Raw genomic sequence first — 15,796 nt, forward strand, 5'->3', positions numbered from 1 at the left:
TCAAGTCTGATTGCGTTTTGCAACCGGTATCGGGGGGAGGAAGGAGAGTCTAGCGCTTCGCCACCCGCTCCAGCGCCTCGAGCAATTGCTCCCCCCGTTCCGTAAGGGAAAGCTTTTCGCCCGTGTCTTCTGCTAAGCCTTCGCGCTCGAGATCGGCTCCCGTCGGCGCGCGCATGATGCGTCCGTACTGGCCGCCATGATAGATCAGCGGCTCCGCCTCGCGCCGGTCGAAATCGAGTACTTCGCCAAGGAAGATGGCGTGATCGCCACCTTCGTATTCGAAACGCGCGCGGCAGCCGAAGCGCGCGGCACATCCCTCGATAAGCGGAGCACCCTCGGGACCGTCGGCCAGCGCCAGCCCGTCGAACTTGTCGACGCCGGGCGTTGCGAAGCGGTCGGACATGGGCTGCTGGTCGGCAGCAAGCACATGGACCGCCCAGTTCTCCGCGTCGCGGAAGACCGGCAGGCTGCCCGAATGAAGCGACAGGCTCCACAGCACCATCGGCGGGTCGAGGCTGACCGAGTTGAAGCTGTTGGCGGTCAGGCCCACCGGCGCGCCCGACGCATCGCGCGCCGTGACGATGGTCACGCCGGTAGCGAAGGAGCCGAGAGCGCTGCGGAAAGCGAGGGGATCGAACATGCGCAGCGACCGCTAGAGCGGCGCCCCTCCGAGGGCAAGCCTCACGCAGGTGCGGGACAATATTGCTTCAGGTAATCGCCGTGCTGGGGAATCTGCCCGACCAGCCAGCGGATCGACTGTTCGATCCCGGTGACTTCCTTGGAGAGGGTGTCGGTCGAGATGACGTCCGCCATCGGATTGCGTCCGCCCAACTGAATGCCCTGACCCAGCATGACCGCCGCCCAACTCGTCTCGGTAAACAGCTCGTCTTCCTCGCGGAAGATCTGCCCCGTGTGTTTGAAAAGCTCGACCTTCTCTTTGAGCGTATCGGGCACTTCCATCGTGCGGCAGTAGTTCCAGAACTCGGAATCGTCGCGCGTTGTCGCGTTATAATGCAGGATGAGAAAGTCGCGGATGCGCGCGTATTCACGCCCCGTAAGGCGGTTGAACGCATTCTCCTGAGCCTGCGTGATGCCATCCAGCGACAGGCAGGAAATCAGTTTGGTCACGCCGGTGTTGATCAAGTGGATCGACGTCGATTCCAATGGCTCCATGAATCCCGCGGACAGTCCGAGCGCGACGACGTTCTTGTTCCAGAATTTCTTCCGGCGACCGGTTGTGAAGCGCAAGAAGTTCGGTTCTGCCTGCGGCTTGCCGGCAAGATTCCTGACGAGGATGTCATGCGCCTCGTCGTCTTCCATATAGGTGCTGCAGTAGACATGGCCATTGCCATTTCGATGCTGGAGCGGGACCTGCCACTGCCAGCCAGCGCTGTGGGCCGTTGCGCGCGTGAACGGGGGCGGTCCGCTCCCGTCGTCACGCTTGCAGGGCAGCGCCACCGCACGATCGCACGGCAGGAAATTGGTCCATTCCTCGTAGCCTGTCTCCAGCGCCTGCTCGATAAGAAGGCCGCGGAAGCCCGAGCAATCGACGAAGAGGTCGCCTTCGATCTGGTCCCCGTTTTCCAGCGAGACGCTGGTCACATAGCCGCTCTCTCCGTCGAGCGCGACATCCGCAATCCGACCTTCCTGACGGACCACGCCGCGCTTCTCGGCGTAGCTGCGCAGAAATGCGGCGTAGCGGCCCGCGTCGAGGTGATAGGCATAGTTCATCGGCGGCAGGTCGCCGCGCTTCTGGTAATCTTCGCTGCGAGCGAACTTGCCGAAGAATGCAGCCATGGTTTCGAGGTTGAAGACCTGAATCGGGCGTTGATCACCGTTTTCCCGCATCCGGTGCCACACATGGTGGAAGGATACGCCATCGATCTCGTAGCCGTAGTTGCCGAATGGGTGGATGTAGCTGTCGCCCTGTTTGCCCCAGTTCACGAACTGGATGCCCAGCTTGAAGCTGCCCTGCACCGCAGCCAGCATCTCCCGCTCGTCGATCTCGAGCAGGCGGTTGAAATCGACGAATGGCGGGATAGTCGCCTCTCCCACGCCGACAGTTCCGATCGCTTCGGATTCCACCAGAGTGATGCTGACGTCGCGCCCGGCACGCAATCGCGAAAGGGCCGCCGCTGCCATCCAACCGGCGGTTCCGCCGCCAACGATCACGATACGCTCGATAGCCATGCGCCCTCCCATGCCAAAACATAGCATCTGTTGCCAGAGGGCAACGCAATGCGCCGAACGGTATATTGACTATTGTGAACGCTCACAACCTGCAATATGACACATCGGTGAATGATGGCTCGAGCCGTCGTCTGTCTTGGGACTAGGGAGGAAATATGTCTCGTAAATCCAATACGGTTGCGCACTATGCGCGCCGAATCGCAGCGCTTACGACCGCTTCGGGTCTTGCTCTGGTGGCCGCACAGCCGGCCTTCGCGCAGGATGTCCAAGAAGACGAAGACGCTGAAACGGTTGTCGAAGATGATAATGTCATTATCGTTTCGGGCTTCCGTCAGTCGCTCGAAAGTGCGCAGGATTTCAAGGAAAACGCCGATACCGTCGTCGACGTCATCACGGCAGAAGACATCGGGGCGCTTCCCGATCGCTCGGTCGCAGAAGCCCTCCAGCGCGTTCCCGGCGTAAACATCAGCCGCTTCGAACAGCGCGACGACCCCGACCGTTTCTCGGTCGAAGGTTCGAACGTGATCATTCGCGGCCTTCCCTACACGCTCTCCAACCTCAACGGTCGTGAAGTCTTCTCGGCCAATGGCGGCCGTGTCCTTCAGTTCAACGACATCTCCCCCGAGCTTCTCGGTCGCGTTGAAGTTTACAAGAATGTCAGCGCCGACATGATTGACGGCAACATCTCGGGTCTCGTGAACCTCGTGACCCGCAAGCCGCTCGACACGCCGGGCCTGCGCGTTGCCGGCACGGTCGAAGCGAACGTCGGCGATCTCGCGGAAGAATGGTCGCCCGGTTTCTCCGGCCTGATCTCGAACACGTGGGACAGCAACATCGGCACCTTCGGCCTGCAGTTCGGCTATGCCCAGCAGGAACTCGTGTCGCGTACCGACGCTTCGCAGGTTACCGACCCCTGCTACCGCGCCGACACGCTGGACGGCCCCTGCTTCCGTATCGTGAATGTTGGTTCTGGCGGCTATTTCGGTGACCCGAACTTCGACGAAACCAACTTCCCGCCGGCCGGCAGCGTCGTCGTGCCCAAGGGCGCGGGCGTGCGTACGACCACGCTCGAACGTGATCGCCAGGCATACTCGGGCGTTGCCCAGTGGGAAGCTTCGGACGGCAGTGCGCTGATCACGCTGGAATACCTGCGCGCCGAAACGCAGGCCAACATCAACGAGTTTTCCGCTCTCGCGCTGGTCAACGACGATGGCCTGTTCCCTGTCCCGGTCGACACCTGGACCTTCGACAACGGCATCTTCCAGTCGGGTACGCTTACCCAGCTCCAGCCGTTCACCGGCGGACAGGGTATCCCGACCGAACTGCTGCGCTTCCAGCGCGAAGATGATGCAGCCACGGAAGACTTCTCGATCGATATCGACCTCTTTCCGACCGATCGCCTTGCGCTGAACATCGAGGTCCAGCATACCAATTCGGACCGCACCGAGAACGGCTTCATCGGCGCGATGCAGACCTATACCAACGTGTCGATCGACAACACGGGCGACACGCCGCAGGTCACCTTCCTCGAGCCTGGCACGGGCACCTCGCCTACTTCTTACTTCAACGATCCGGCACGGACCTTCTACTGGTTCCTGCTCGACAACCAGGTCAAGAACGACGGCAACCTTACCAGCATGCGCTTCGACGCCGACTATAACGTCAGCGACGACGGCTTCCTGCGTGACGTCAAGTTCGGTGCACGCTGGGGCGACCGTGAACGCACGACCCGTAACGCCAACTTCTCGAACTGGGGCAACCTCGGTGCGCCCTGGACCGGTCGTGGCGGCAACTGGAACTGCGGCGACTTCCAGGCCTTTGGCTGCGGCGGCGCCTATGTCTTCGACTTCCCTGAGTCCTCGAACCTGTACAATCCGTTCGGTGACAACTTCCAGCGCGGCAATGCGCCTATTCCGTTTGGCGATGGTTCTGCCTACTTCTTCGGTGGCGACAACCTCGTTGCGGATTACCTGAGCGGTGACATCACGCAGCAGGCGAATGAAATTACCGCCTTCACCCTGACCCCGAACGCCTGGTTCCCGATCAGCGCGCGCGGTGGTACAGTTCCGGGCGGCCCGTGGCTCCCGGGTGAAATCAGCGATGTCGAGGAATCGACCGATGCCTATTACCTGCGTGCCGACTTCGGCACCGTCTTCGGCAATGGCTGGGAACTCTCGGGTAATGCCGGTGTGCGTTACGTCACCACGACCGTCCGCAGCGAAGGCGAACTGAACTTCCCGTTCCCGGACTTCTTCGACTTCGACAACGATGGTCAGGTAACTGTCGCTGAAATCAACGACGCCTGTGCGAACGTACAGCCCGGCCAGCAGGCACCTGCCTACTGCGACCTGAGCGACGCTCGCAAGGCCGAGTTCGCTTCGGCATTTACCGGCGAAACCATCGACGACAGCGCCAACATCAATTTCGACAACTGGCTGCCCGCAGCCAACGTCAAGCTGGATGTGGGCGGTGGCCTGCTGTTCCGCGTGGCAGTTTCGAAGGGCATTTCGCGTCCGGATCTCGCCGAGTTCCGCACCGGCGGCGCCATCTTCGACAACACCCGCGCCCTGCAGCTCGCAAACTCGCTCGAAGAAGGCCCGCTGTTCGCCATCTTCACCGGCAACCGCAACCTTCGTCCGATCGAGAGCTGGAACTACGACTTCTCGATCGAATACTACTTCGACGATGTCGGCTCGATCACCGCAGCGCTGTTCCAGAAGGACTTCAGCGAACTGTTCGGCTTCGGTCCGTCCTTCCGGACTATCACCAGCCCGAGCGGCGCCACTGCGGATGTCCAGGTCAATGGTCCGATCAACTTCGGCGAAGCGCAGCTGCGCGGTGTCGAACTGGCCTATCAGGACGTGTTCGAGTTCCTGCCCGGACCGCTTGACGGCCTCGGCACGGCTCTGACCTACACCTACATCGACTCGAAGGACTTCTCGAGCGGTGGCGACGTGTTCGGCGACCTGCCCCAGCCGGGCGTTTCCAAGCACACGGTCAACGCGACGCTGTTCTACGAAAAGGGCCCGATCTCGGCTCGTACGGCATACAACTGGCGGTCCGAGTACCTCCAGACGCCTCGCGACGTGATCTTCCCATTCTCGCCGATTTACGGTGAGGCAACCGGTCAGCTCGACGCTTCGCTGTTCTTCTCGGTCACCGAGGACATCAAGCTCGGCGTCCAGGGCGTGAACCTGCTAGACGAAGTAACCCGGACCTCTCAGGTTATCGACTTCGACGGCAACCGCGTCACGCGCTCGGCTTTCCGCAACGATCGCCGCTTCACCTTCCTTGCCCGCTTCGATTTCTGAGGTAGCATCAGGTTGAATTGAGAGCGGGCCTCGGTTGCAAGACCGGGGCCCGTTCTTTATTGTAAAACACCAAGATGCCCTGCTGGCGGGTGCCTGCGTGATGTTACGGGATCATGCGCACGCCATTTTCGCATGGGATGGGGGATGTGATTATGGGTCGGCGGCGACAGTCGGTGACGATCAAGCACGTGGCAGCCGATGCTGGGGTTTCGCTCCAGACCGTGAGCCGCGTCATCAACAACGAACCCAACGTACGCCCCGCCATGAAAGAGCGGGTCCAGGCAAGCATCGACAAGCTGGGCTATGTACCCTCGATCGCCGCCCAACGCATGAGCGGATCGCGTTCCTACCTGATCCTCGCCATCAACGACCGCGACCTTACCATCGCCGACTGGAAGGCACGCGAGGGCCGCGACTGGGTCGACCAGATGCTGCTCGGCGGTATGCTGACCTGTGCCGAACATGGCTACCGCATGCTGATCGAACTGGTCGACACGCATAGCGACCACGTGGAACGCGAACTTGGTGCAGCGATCGCTGCACTGCAGCCGGACGGTGTCATCCTGACCCCGCCGCACTCGGAAAACTCGCTCATCACCGGCCTGCTTGCCGAAAAGGGCATCCCTTTCGCGCGCATCGGGTCGAAGCAGGAGGGCCCGGGCATCGCGATGACCATGGGCGACAGCCACAATGCGCGGCTGGCCACCGACCATTTGATCGAGCTCGGACATGAGCGCATCGGCTTCATCGCCGGCCCGGAAGATTTCAGCCTGTCGGGCTGGCGTATGGAAGGCTGGGCATCGGCGCTAGAGGATGCGGGCTTCTCCTCCGAGGGCCTGTGCGAACGCGGCGATTTCGGTTTCGAAAGTGGCGCCAGGGCGGCCGAGCGCCTGCTCGGCCTCACCGAGGCCCCCACGGCCATTATCGCCAGCAGCGACCAGATGGCACTTGCCGTGCTGGAAGTCGCGCGGCGGCGTGGGCTGAACGTGCCGAAGGACCTGTCGCTGGTCAGCTTCGACAATTCGCCCATCGTGCGCTTCACCCAGCCTGCGCTGACCGCGATCGACCAGCCGATCGCCGCCACTGCGGCGCGTGCGGTTGAGTTGCTCATCGATGCCCGCAAGAAACCCGCTCCGGCCGAGCCCGTACAAATCCAGGGCGAACTGGTCGTGCGCGGCTCGACGGCTTCGGCCAGGGTTGATGCAGGAAGCTGACGCTCGTCCAGAGCAGCGCCAGTCGCTCCGGTTTCTCTGGCTCTATGCGCTTGCCGCTGCCGGCGGCGCGGTTTCCTACGTCCCTTTCCTGACACTGCTGTTGCCGGTTCGCGCCGAAAGCATGGCCGGGTTGGGCGCTATAGACCTGCTCGCCTATTGCGCATTTGCCGGTGCGAGCGCGGCCAGCCTCGCCAATATCGGCTTTGGCTGGGCGAGCGACCGGACGGGCAGCCGCAAGCCATGGATAGTCGGTGGGCTTGTGTGGTCATGCGCCCTGCTCGTCTCGGTTCCCGTCGCCGTTAATCCAGTGCAACTGGTGGGGCTCATCGTGCTTTGGCAGATCGGGCTGAACATGATGCTGGGCCCGCTTGCTGCCTGGGCCGGGGACGTCGTTCCAGACGAACAGAAAGGCATGCTGGGCGGCTTGCTGGCCTTCGCTCCAGCGCTGGGTGCCGCTTCGGGCGCGCTCGTAACAATTCCGGACCTGGCAGGGCCGGACGCGAGACTGGCGATTGTCGCCTGCATCGTGGCGATCATGGTCCTGCCGGTGCTGCTGTTCGGCAGGCCGCGCCCCATGCCCCACCTCGCCGGGGACAAGGCCGAGAAAGCTCCCGAGGCGCGGCACGCAGCGCGTGGAGCGGTTGCGCGGATGTGGCTTGCGCGCCTGCTGGTGCAGATCGCCGAGGCGGCCCTCTTCGCCTACCTGCTGATCTGGTTCCTTTCGGTCGATCCGAGCTTCACCGACAATGATACCGCGCGCATCTTCGCTTTGGTGCTCGCGCTCTCGGTCCCGCTGGCCATGCTCGCCGGGCGCTGGTCGGATCTGAAAGACCGTCCGATACTGCCGCTCGTGCTGGGCGCCGCGTTGGGCGCAGCCGGCCTGCTCGTCATGGCATCGGCCGAAGGTATCGGGGAAGCGATCGTCGGCTATCTCGTCTTCGGCCTGTCGACCAGCGTCTTCCTCGCCCTGCATTCGAGCCAGACCCTGCGCGTCCTGCCCAAGCCTTCGACAAGGGGCCGCGACCTTGGCATTTTCAACCTGACCAACACGGTTCCCAGCCTCATCATGCCCTGGCTCACGCTCGCGCTGGTCCCCGTATTCGGCTTCAGCGGCCTGTTCATCGTCCTCGCTGCTTTGACGGTCCTCGCAACACTCCTTCTGGCGACCATGCCCCGCCTCAACTAGCCGCTTGCTTTTGGGCCGAACGCATGGCAGTTTTCACCTTGATAACGTTCTCAATCGGGAGAGGACGCGGAGGGATGAGAAACATGAAAGCGTTTTGGTTGGTGTCGGCTGCAGCAGTGGCCCTGGCAGGTTGCAACACCGTTCCGGCAGAAGTCGAAAGCACACCGGTAGCAAGCGCCAGCACAAGCGAAGATGCGCGCGTTGCCGATCTGGTCTCGCGCATGAGCCTTGAACGCAAGGTCGCACAGCTGATCCAGCCGCAGATCAACAGCTTCACGCCCGAAGACATGCGCCGCTATCGTTTCGGCAGCTACCTCAACGGCGGCAACGGCGGTCCCTATGGCGATGAGTACGCCGAAGCCAGCGAATGGCTGCGCTATGCCGACGAGATGTATCTCGCCTCGGTCGAGCCCATGGAAGGCGACGAGCCCGTCATTCCGACCATGTGGGGCACCGACGCGGTCCACGGCCACACCAACATCATCCGCGCGACGATCTTCCCGCACAACATCGGACTGGGCGCAACGCGCGACGCCGATCTCATCCGCCGTATCGGTGCAGCAACCGCGGTCGAGATCGAAGTGACCGGCATCGACTGGAACTTCTCGCCCACCGTGGCCGTCGCACGCGACGACCGTTGGGGCCGCACCTACGAAAGCTATTCGGAAGACCCCGCCATCGTCGCCCCGCTCGGCGCAGCGCTCGTCGAAGGCCTGCAGGGCCGCAAGGGCGATGCAAACCGTCTCGGCGCAGGCCATGTGATTGCCACGGCCAAGCACTTCTTCGGCGATGGCGGTACGGACCAGGGTGTCGACCAGGGCGATGTGAACGGCGACATCGAGGCGCTGAAGGCGGTGCACGCCGCGCCCTACCCCGCGACCATCGCGGCCGGGGTGGAAACCATCATGGCCAGCTTCAACTCGATCAACGGTCGCAAGATGCATGGCAACAAGGACATGCTGACCGACGTGCTGCGCGGTGAACTTGGTTTTGAAGGTCTCGTCGTCGGAGACTGGAACGGCCATGGCCAGGTCAAGGGCTGCACCAACACCGATTGCCCGCAGTCGCTGCTGGCAGGTCTCGACATCTACATGGTCCCCGACGACTGGAAGGGCCTGCTTGAAACGCTGGTTTCGCAGGTCGAGGACGGCACCATCCCGATGGCCAAGCTCGACGAGGCGGTGAGCCGCGTGCTGCGCCTGAAAATGCGTGCAGGATTGCTCGATGAATTCGTGAAGCCTTCCGATCGCCCCAATGCCGGCAATTACGACCTGATCGGTTCGCCAGAACACCGCGCCATCGCGCGCGAGGCAGTCGCCAAGTCGCAGGTTCTCCTGAAGAACAACGGCGTCCTGCCGCTGAAGGAAGGCGCAAGCGTGCTCGTGGCAGGCGGCGCGGCCGATGATATCGCACAGGCCGCGGGCGGCTGGACGCTGACTTGGCAGGGTGGTGGCGACCTCGACAACAGCTATTTCCCCGGCGCAACCTCGATCTGGAGCGGCCTCAAGACCGCTGTCGAGGAAAGCGGCGGCAGCGCCACCCTGTCGGCCGATGGCAGCTATTCGGACAAGCCCGATGTCGCCATCGTCGTCTTTGGCGAGGAGCCCTATGCTGAATTCGCCGGTGACCGGAAGCATCTCGGCTTCACCGACGAGGAAGGCCTCGAACTCCTTCGCAAGTTCAAATCGGAAGGCGTGCCGACCGTGGCCGTCTTCCTCTCGGGCCGCCCGATGTGGGTGAACCGCGAACTGAACGCGGCCGATGCTTTCGTGGCCAGCTGGCTGCCGGGCGGCGAAGGTGCCGGCATTGCAGACGTCCTGACGGGTGCCATGCCCGCGACCGGCAAGCTGGGTTTCAGCTGGCCTGCAACCTGCGATTACGGCCCGCTCAACGGCCCTGAAGGCGCGCTCTTCACCGTAGGCTACGGCCGCTCGTTCAACGATCTCAGCCCGCTGCCGACGCTGGACGAGAATTGCGCCCCGCTCCAGCAGGGCGCGGCGAAGGACTGGTATGTCAACGGTCGCCTTGCAGACGGCGTGCTCGCCAATACAGCGACCGGCAAGCTCGACAATCTGCGCGGCGAAGCAGGCGGCATTTTCTCCATCGGCCTCGATCGCAACGCACAGGAAGATGCCCGCGCGATCAGCTTCGGCCCCGGCGCCTATCTCGAGCTGGCGCAGGGCGGCGGCGACGACGGATATGGCTATCGCGTCATCTACGAAGTCCAGACCCGGCCTTCCGCAGCCGTCCACTTGAAGGTCGGCGCAGGCGAGCCGCTGGACATCACGCAGCAGCTCTCCGTCGCGGAAGGCAAGGGCTATCGCGAGATGATCATTACCGATGCCTGCGTCGCCGATCTCGGACCCTCGCTGACCTTCACGTCGCAGGGGCCGTTCAAGATCAACATCGGCAGCGTCGTGCGCGAGGAATTCGCTGACGGCACCGACTGCTCGTTCTGACGGCGTATTCGTATTCGCTTTGTGCGCCGGAAAAAGGCTGGCAAACAGGGCATAGAAACAAACCGGGCGCCGTGGGGTCGCACCGGCACTTGGGAGGATAACTGAAATGGCACTGGCACCCGACGTTTCGTCGAGCACCGATCCGAATCCGGTTGAGGCCGAAGGCGCGCACGTCAATGCGCCTGGCCTCCAGTATTTCGTCTTCGCACTGTTCTTCATTTTCGGCGGCATCACTTCGCTCAACGACGTGATCCTGCCCAAGCTGAAAGAGCTCTTCACGCTCAATTACACGCAGGCAATGCTGGTGCAGTTCTGCTTCTTCACCGCCTACTTGCTGATCGGTATTCCCGGCGCGCAGCTGGTGAAGCGGATCGGCTACATGCGCGGCGCGGTTGCCGGCCTCCTCATCATGATGGCGGGCTGCCTGCTGTTCATTCCCGCCAGCCAGACCGCGACCTATGGCCTGTTCCTCGGCGCGCTTTTCATCCTCGCAAGCGGTGTCGTCATCGTGCAGGTGGTGACCAATCCGCTGATCAGCCTGCTTGGCCCGGCAAAGACCGTCCACAGCCGCCTGACCTTCGCGCAGGCATTCAACAGCCTCGGCACCACGATCTTCCCGATTGTGGGTTCGGCTCTCATCCTCGGCAGCCTTGCCGGGGTGAGCGCAGCCGAACTTTCGGGCGCGGAGCTCCAGCAGTATCGCACCGCAGAAAGCGCCGCGATCGTTTCGACCTACATCGGCCTTGCCGTGGCACTCGCCGTGATCGCGCTCGTCGTGTGGATCAACCGCAACAAGCTGCCGCATGACGCAGCCGCGATGAAAGGCGACGCCCTCACCACCCCCGCGCGCTATGTCGCAGGGATCGTGCTGATCGCAATCGGCGGCTGGCTGGTGATCCGCGGCAACGAGATTCCCGGCATCCTGCTGCTTCTCGCTGCACCCGCTATCTGGCTGTGGGGCAACAGCCTGCTCAGCCGCACACGCTTCTCTTTCGGTGCGCTGTGCATCTTCCTTTACGTGGGTGCCGAAGTCGCCATCGGTTCGCTGATCGTGAACTACCTGATGCAGGAAAGCGTTCTTGGCCTGACCGAGCGTGCTGCCGGAGACATGATCTTCATGTACTGGGGCGGTGCCCTTGTCGGACGTATCATCGGCTCGGCCGTGCTGCGTTTCGTCAGCCCGGGTCTCGTCCTGATGGGCGTGGCGATCGGCGCGATCAGCCTGGTGCTGATCTCCACCAACACGACCGGCTCCGTCTCGGGTTACAGCCTGCTGGCAGTCGGCCTGATGAATTCGATCATGTTCCCCACGATCTTCTCGCTCGCCTGCGAAAAGCTGGGCCTCAAGGCTGCCGACGGTTCGGGCATCATCAACATCGCCATCTTCGGCGGTGCGGTGATCCCGCTGCTGACCGGCATGCTGGCCGATGTGAGCGGCAGCCTGGGCACGGCCATGATCCTGCCCATCGCCTGCTATGCGATCATCGCGCTGTTTGGGATCTACGCAAGGCGCCCTGCCGCAAGCTGATCGGACATCATCCTTTTTCGGGGGTTCGCAAGGAGGCTTCGGTCTGCCATGCGGCCCCCGAATTCATTTTGAAGTACTGCAGGGACAATCCATGACCGACGCCGAACTCGCCGCCCACCTCGCCGAAGTGGCGGGCAGGATCCTGATTGAGGTGCGGGAAAGCGGGATGTTCGAAGGCAAGTCGCTCGGCAAGGCTGGCGATGAAACCGCCAACCAGTTCCTGTGCCACGCGCTTCGCCAGCAGCGCCCCGAGGATGGCCTGCTGTCCGAAGAAGAAAAGGACAACAGCGCGCGTCTCGACAAGGAACGTGTCTGGATTGTCGATCCGGTCGACGGCACCCGCGAATATGGCGAGGCCCGCAGCGACTGGGCTGTGCACGTGGCGCTATGCGTGAACGGCAAGCCGGAAACCGGTGCGGTCGCCCTGCCCGGTCTCGATACAGTGCTGCGGACCGACGCGCCGATCGACGTGCCTGCGGCGGCGGAAAAGCCGCGCATGGTCGTGAGCCGTACACGTCCTGCCAAGGAAGCCGTGGCAGTCGCCGAGACGATCGGCGCAGAACTCGTCGGCATGGGATCGGCAGGCGCCAAGGCCATGGCCGTGGTTCGCGGCGAGGCGGAAATTTACCTCCACACCGGTGGCCAGTACGAATGGGACAGCGCAGCACCTGCAGCGGTCGCTCTCGCGCATGGCATGCATGCCAGCCGCATCGACGGCAGCCCGCTGACCTACAACCAGGCAGACACCTACATGCCCGACTTGCTCATCTGCCGTCCCGAATGGGCCGAACGGGTGCTTGCCGAAGTGGCTAAGCTCGCGGACTAGGCCTCGACCTGTGCGAGCAATTGCCGCGCCCTGCTGAGGTGCGGCCGGTCCAGCATCTTGCCCTTGTGGCCGATGGTACCGGCACCGGGGTTGGCTTCGAACAGAGCGACGATCTCGCGCGCCTCGGCAATTTCCTCCTCGCTCGGGCTGAAGGCTGCGTTGATCACTGGCACCTGCGCCGGATGGATCGCGAGCATGCCGCGATAACCGTCGCGGCGGACCTTGCCGGCGCGCTTTTCCAGCCCTTCCAGATTGCGGAAATCGCCGTCGATCGTCTCGATGGCCGGTACGCCAGCCGCTGCAGCGCCGAGCAGGGTCAGGCTGCGGGCAAGCTCGTAGGTGAAGCTGTATTCGCCGTCCTCGCCGCGGTTCGACATCGCCCCGATGGAATCGGCGAGGTCCTCTGCCCCCCAGGTCATCGCCACGAGGCGCGGTGCACCCGCATAGTCACCCGTGGTGAACATAGCTGCGGCGACTTCGGTCACCAGCGCGATGACGGGCGTCGAGCCGGGTTCGATCCCCAGCTCCATTTCCAGCGGCGTGAGCATCTGGTCCAGCGCCTCGACATCATGCCGACCGCGCGACTTGGGCAGCATGATGCCGCCGGGTCGTGCGGGCATGATCGCGGCCAAATCATCGGCGGTGTGCGGCCCGTCGAGCGGATTGACCCGCACCCACAGCCGGTCGTGCTCGCCATTATCGCGCGTCTTGAGGAAAGCGCAGATCGCTTCGCGTACGGCGGGCTTGGCGTCGTCTGCAACCGCATCCTCGAGATCGAAAATCACGATGTCGGCCTCGCCTTCGGTGGCCTTCGTCATCTTCTTTTCGCTGTCGCCCGGTGCGAACAGCCAGCTGCGGTGGCGCGCCGGAAGGGCCCTTGGTTGAGACACGTATGATCCTCTCTGCTCAGTCCTGCGCGCCTTGAGCCGTTCTTGCCACTTTAAGTCAAGCCGAACGCCAATGCGCGCGGCGGGTTGTGCCGCGCCGCATGTCTTGTAGACGCAAGGCGATGAGACACTCTTTGCGCAGCTCGCTTTTCCTCACCGTTGCAGGCCTTTCCGCCATCTGGGCGCCCAATGCACTGGCCCAGCAAGCCGATGCGGCTGGCGACAATGACGCGCTGATCATCGTAACCGGCGAAGGATTGGACCAGACCCCGGCGAGCCCTGCCTATGACACGCAGTTGATCGAGCGCGAGCAGCTTGTCTCGACCTCGTCCGGCCGGATCGAGGACGCGCTCGCCGGCGTTGCGGGTTTCCAGCAATTCCGCCGCTCCGACAGCCGCTCCTCGAATCCGAGCGCGCAGGGCGCGACGCTGCGTTCGCTGGGCGGCAATGCCACCAGCCGTGCGCTGGTGCTGCTTGACGGCGTGCCCATGGCCGACCCGTTTTTCGGCTTCATTCCCTTCACCGCAATCGCGCCCGAACGGCTCGCCGAAGTCAGGGTGACGCGCGGCGGCGGTTCGGGCCCCTTCGGCGCAGGTGCTTTAGCGGGCACCATCGAACTCGAAAGCGCCGACGCCGCAACGCTCGGCAGCTTCGGCGGGCATGTTTACGTCAACGACCGCGGCGGCACCGAAAGCGCGGCCCATGTTGCGGGCGACCTTGGCGACGGTTTCGGAGTGATTTCCGGGCGCTGGGACCGCGACAAGGGCTTCTTCACGACGCCGCCAGCCGACCGCGTCGATGCCAGCGCGCGCGCTGCCTACGACAGCTGGTCGGTCCAGGCACGCGGTGTCACGCCAATCGGCGACTCAATGGAGTTGCAGGCGCGCGGGCTGGTCTATGACGACCGCCGTACCCTGCGCTTCGACGGCGCGGACAGTTCGAGCACCGGACAGGATGCGAGCCTGCGTCTCGTCGGCAGGGGCGACTGGCAATTCGACGCGCTCGCTTATGTGCAGGCGCGCAACTTCACCAATATCGTTATCAGTTCGACGCGCTTCGTTCCGGTCCTCGACCAGCGCAACACGCCTTCGACCGGTCTGGGCGGCAAGTTCGAGATCCGACCGCCGGTGGGGGACAGCAATGTCCTGCGGCTGGGCATGGATTATCGGCGCAGCGAGGGCGAGCTGTTCGAAACCGCGATCAGCGCCTTCACCGGTGCCGTGCGCGAACGGCGCAATGCGGGCGGCACCAATACCGACCTCGGCTTCTTCATCGAGGACGACCTCTTGCTCGGCCCGCTCACTCTCACGGCGGGGGCAAGGCTAGACCGCTACACTATCCGCGACGGCTTCTACGTCGCGCGGTCGGACGATGGTGCCGTCCTGCTGGAGGAACGCTTTGCGGACCGCTCCGGCTGGGAAGAGTCCTTCCGTGGCGGCGCGGTCTTCGATGCAGGTGGCGGACTGAGCCTTCGCGCGGCGGCCTATACCGGCCTGCGCCTTCCCACGCTGAATGAACTCTACCGGCCCTTCGTGGTTTTCCCGGTCACCACCAATGCCAATGCCGCACTGGAAAACGAGCGGCTCGAAGGCTTCGAGGCGGGTGTAGACTTCGCGTCCGGCGATATTTTCGACCTGTCGCTTACCGCATTCCAGAACCGCGTCGAGGGCGCGATTGCCAATGTCACGCTCGACCCATTGACCCGCCAGCGGCGCAATATCGATGCCATCGAAGCGCGCGGTATCGAAGCCAGCCTTGGCGTCGCGCTGGGCAGCCTGCGTTTCGATGGCTCGCTCGCCTATACCGATGCCGAAGCGCAGCAGGATGGCGCGGCATTCGACGGCAACCGGCCTTCGCAAACCCCTGCCTGGGTCGGGGGTGCGACCGTTAGCTATCGGTTCGGCGATAGCGGCCTCATCGCAGCAAACCTTCGCCATGTCGGGCGCCAGTTCGAGGACGATCTGGAAAGCGACGTCCTGCCTGCGGTCACAACGCTCGGCCTGTTCGCACAGCTTCCTGTGACTGACGAAGCCTCCATCGTCCTGCGCGGCGAGAACCTGACCGACGAGGATATCGTCACCCGCAACCAGGGCGGATCGATCGACTACGGCACGCCGCGGACCGTCTGGATCGGCATCAGGATCGGCGGCTAGATATCGGACATTGCGTCGCTGCGCTGGGCAGATATGATCCGG

Annotated in this window: 10 protein-coding genes; 7 read left to right on the forward strand and 3 right to left on the reverse strand. The window is 63.4% G+C overall.

Annotated elements, in window-relative coordinates; translation table 11 throughout:
- Positions 1 to 49: 49 nt before the first annotated feature.
- Together K3136_RS05320 and K3136_RS05325 are read right to left on the reverse strand one after the other, a co-directional pair.
- A complete protein-coding gene (locus tag K3136_RS05320; protein WP_221431846.1) occupies positions 50 to 640 on the reverse strand; it encodes a flavin reductase family protein in 591 nt (196 codons plus the stop codon).
- Between the two features lie 41 nt (positions 641 to 681).
- The gene (locus K3136_RS05325) at positions 682 to 2,190 is read right to left on the reverse strand and encodes a tryptophan halogenase family protein (protein ID WP_221431847.1); all 1,509 of its coding nucleotides are present in this window, start codon (positions 2,188 to 2,190) and stop codon (positions 682 to 684) included.
- Between the two features lie 155 nt (positions 2,191 to 2,345).
- Here K3136_RS05325 and K3136_RS05330 point away from each other — a divergent pair, with 155 nt between their 5' ends.
- From K3136_RS05330 to K3136_RS05355, 6 genes are all read left to right on the forward strand, one after another.
- Positions 2,346 to 5,501, forward strand: a complete 3,156-nt coding sequence (locus K3136_RS05330; protein ID WP_221431848.1) for a TonB-dependent receptor — start codon at positions 2,346 to 2,348, stop codon at positions 5,499 to 5,501.
- Between the two features lie 152 nt (positions 5,502 to 5,653).
- Entirely contained in the window at positions 5,654 to 6,715 is a 1,062-nt protein-coding gene (locus K3136_RS05335) for a LacI family DNA-binding transcriptional regulator (RefSeq protein WP_221431849.1), read from the forward strand.
- The gene (locus K3136_RS05340; RefSeq protein WP_221431850.1) at positions 6,702 to 7,901 is read left to right on the forward strand and encodes an MFS transporter; all 1,200 of its coding nucleotides are present in this window, start codon (positions 6,702 to 6,704) and stop codon (positions 7,899 to 7,901) included. The genes K3136_RS05335 and K3136_RS05340 overlap by 14 nt, the downstream gene beginning before the upstream one ends.
- 83 nt (positions 7,902 to 7,984) lie before the next feature.
- Positions 7,985 to 10,360 carry a glycoside hydrolase family 3 protein gene (locus tag K3136_RS05345; RefSeq protein ID WP_221431851.1) on the forward strand — a complete coding sequence of 792 codons (2,376 nt, stop codon included), beginning with the start codon at positions 7,985 to 7,987 and terminating at the stop codon, positions 10,358 to 10,360.
- Between the two features lie 106 nt (positions 10,361 to 10,466).
- A complete protein-coding gene (locus tag K3136_RS05350) occupies positions 10,467 to 11,888 on the forward strand; it encodes a sugar MFS transporter (RefSeq protein WP_221431852.1) in 1,422 nt (473 codons plus the stop codon).
- Between the two features lie 91 nt (positions 11,889 to 11,979).
- The gene (locus K3136_RS05355; RefSeq protein WP_221431853.1) at positions 11,980 to 12,714 is read left to right on the forward strand and encodes a 3'(2'),5'-bisphosphate nucleotidase CysQ; all 735 of its coding nucleotides are present in this window, start codon (positions 11,980 to 11,982) and stop codon (positions 12,712 to 12,714) included.
- On the opposite strand, the gene K3136_RS05360 is transcribed toward K3136_RS05355, so the two are convergent.
- The gene (locus K3136_RS05360) at positions 12,711 to 13,604 is read right to left on the reverse strand and encodes an HpcH/HpaI aldolase/citrate lyase family protein (protein WP_282100032.1); all 894 of its coding nucleotides are present in this window, start codon (positions 13,602 to 13,604) and stop codon (positions 12,711 to 12,713) included. The genes K3136_RS05355 and K3136_RS05360 overlap by 4 nt on opposite strands.
- 119 nt (positions 13,605 to 13,723) lie before the next feature.
- Here K3136_RS05360 and K3136_RS05365 point away from each other — a divergent pair, with 119 nt between their 5' ends.
- A complete protein-coding gene (locus tag K3136_RS05365; RefSeq protein ID WP_221431854.1) occupies positions 13,724 to 15,754 on the forward strand; it encodes a TonB-dependent receptor plug domain-containing protein in 2,031 nt (676 codons plus the stop codon).
- Positions 15,755 to 15,796: the final 42 nt, after the last annotated feature.

Origin of the sequence: Qipengyuania gelatinilytica (genome assembly GCF_019711315.1) — a bacterium.
GTDB classification, from domain to species: Bacteria; Pseudomonadota; Alphaproteobacteria; order Sphingomonadales; family Sphingomonadaceae; genus Qipengyuania; species Qipengyuania gelatinilytica.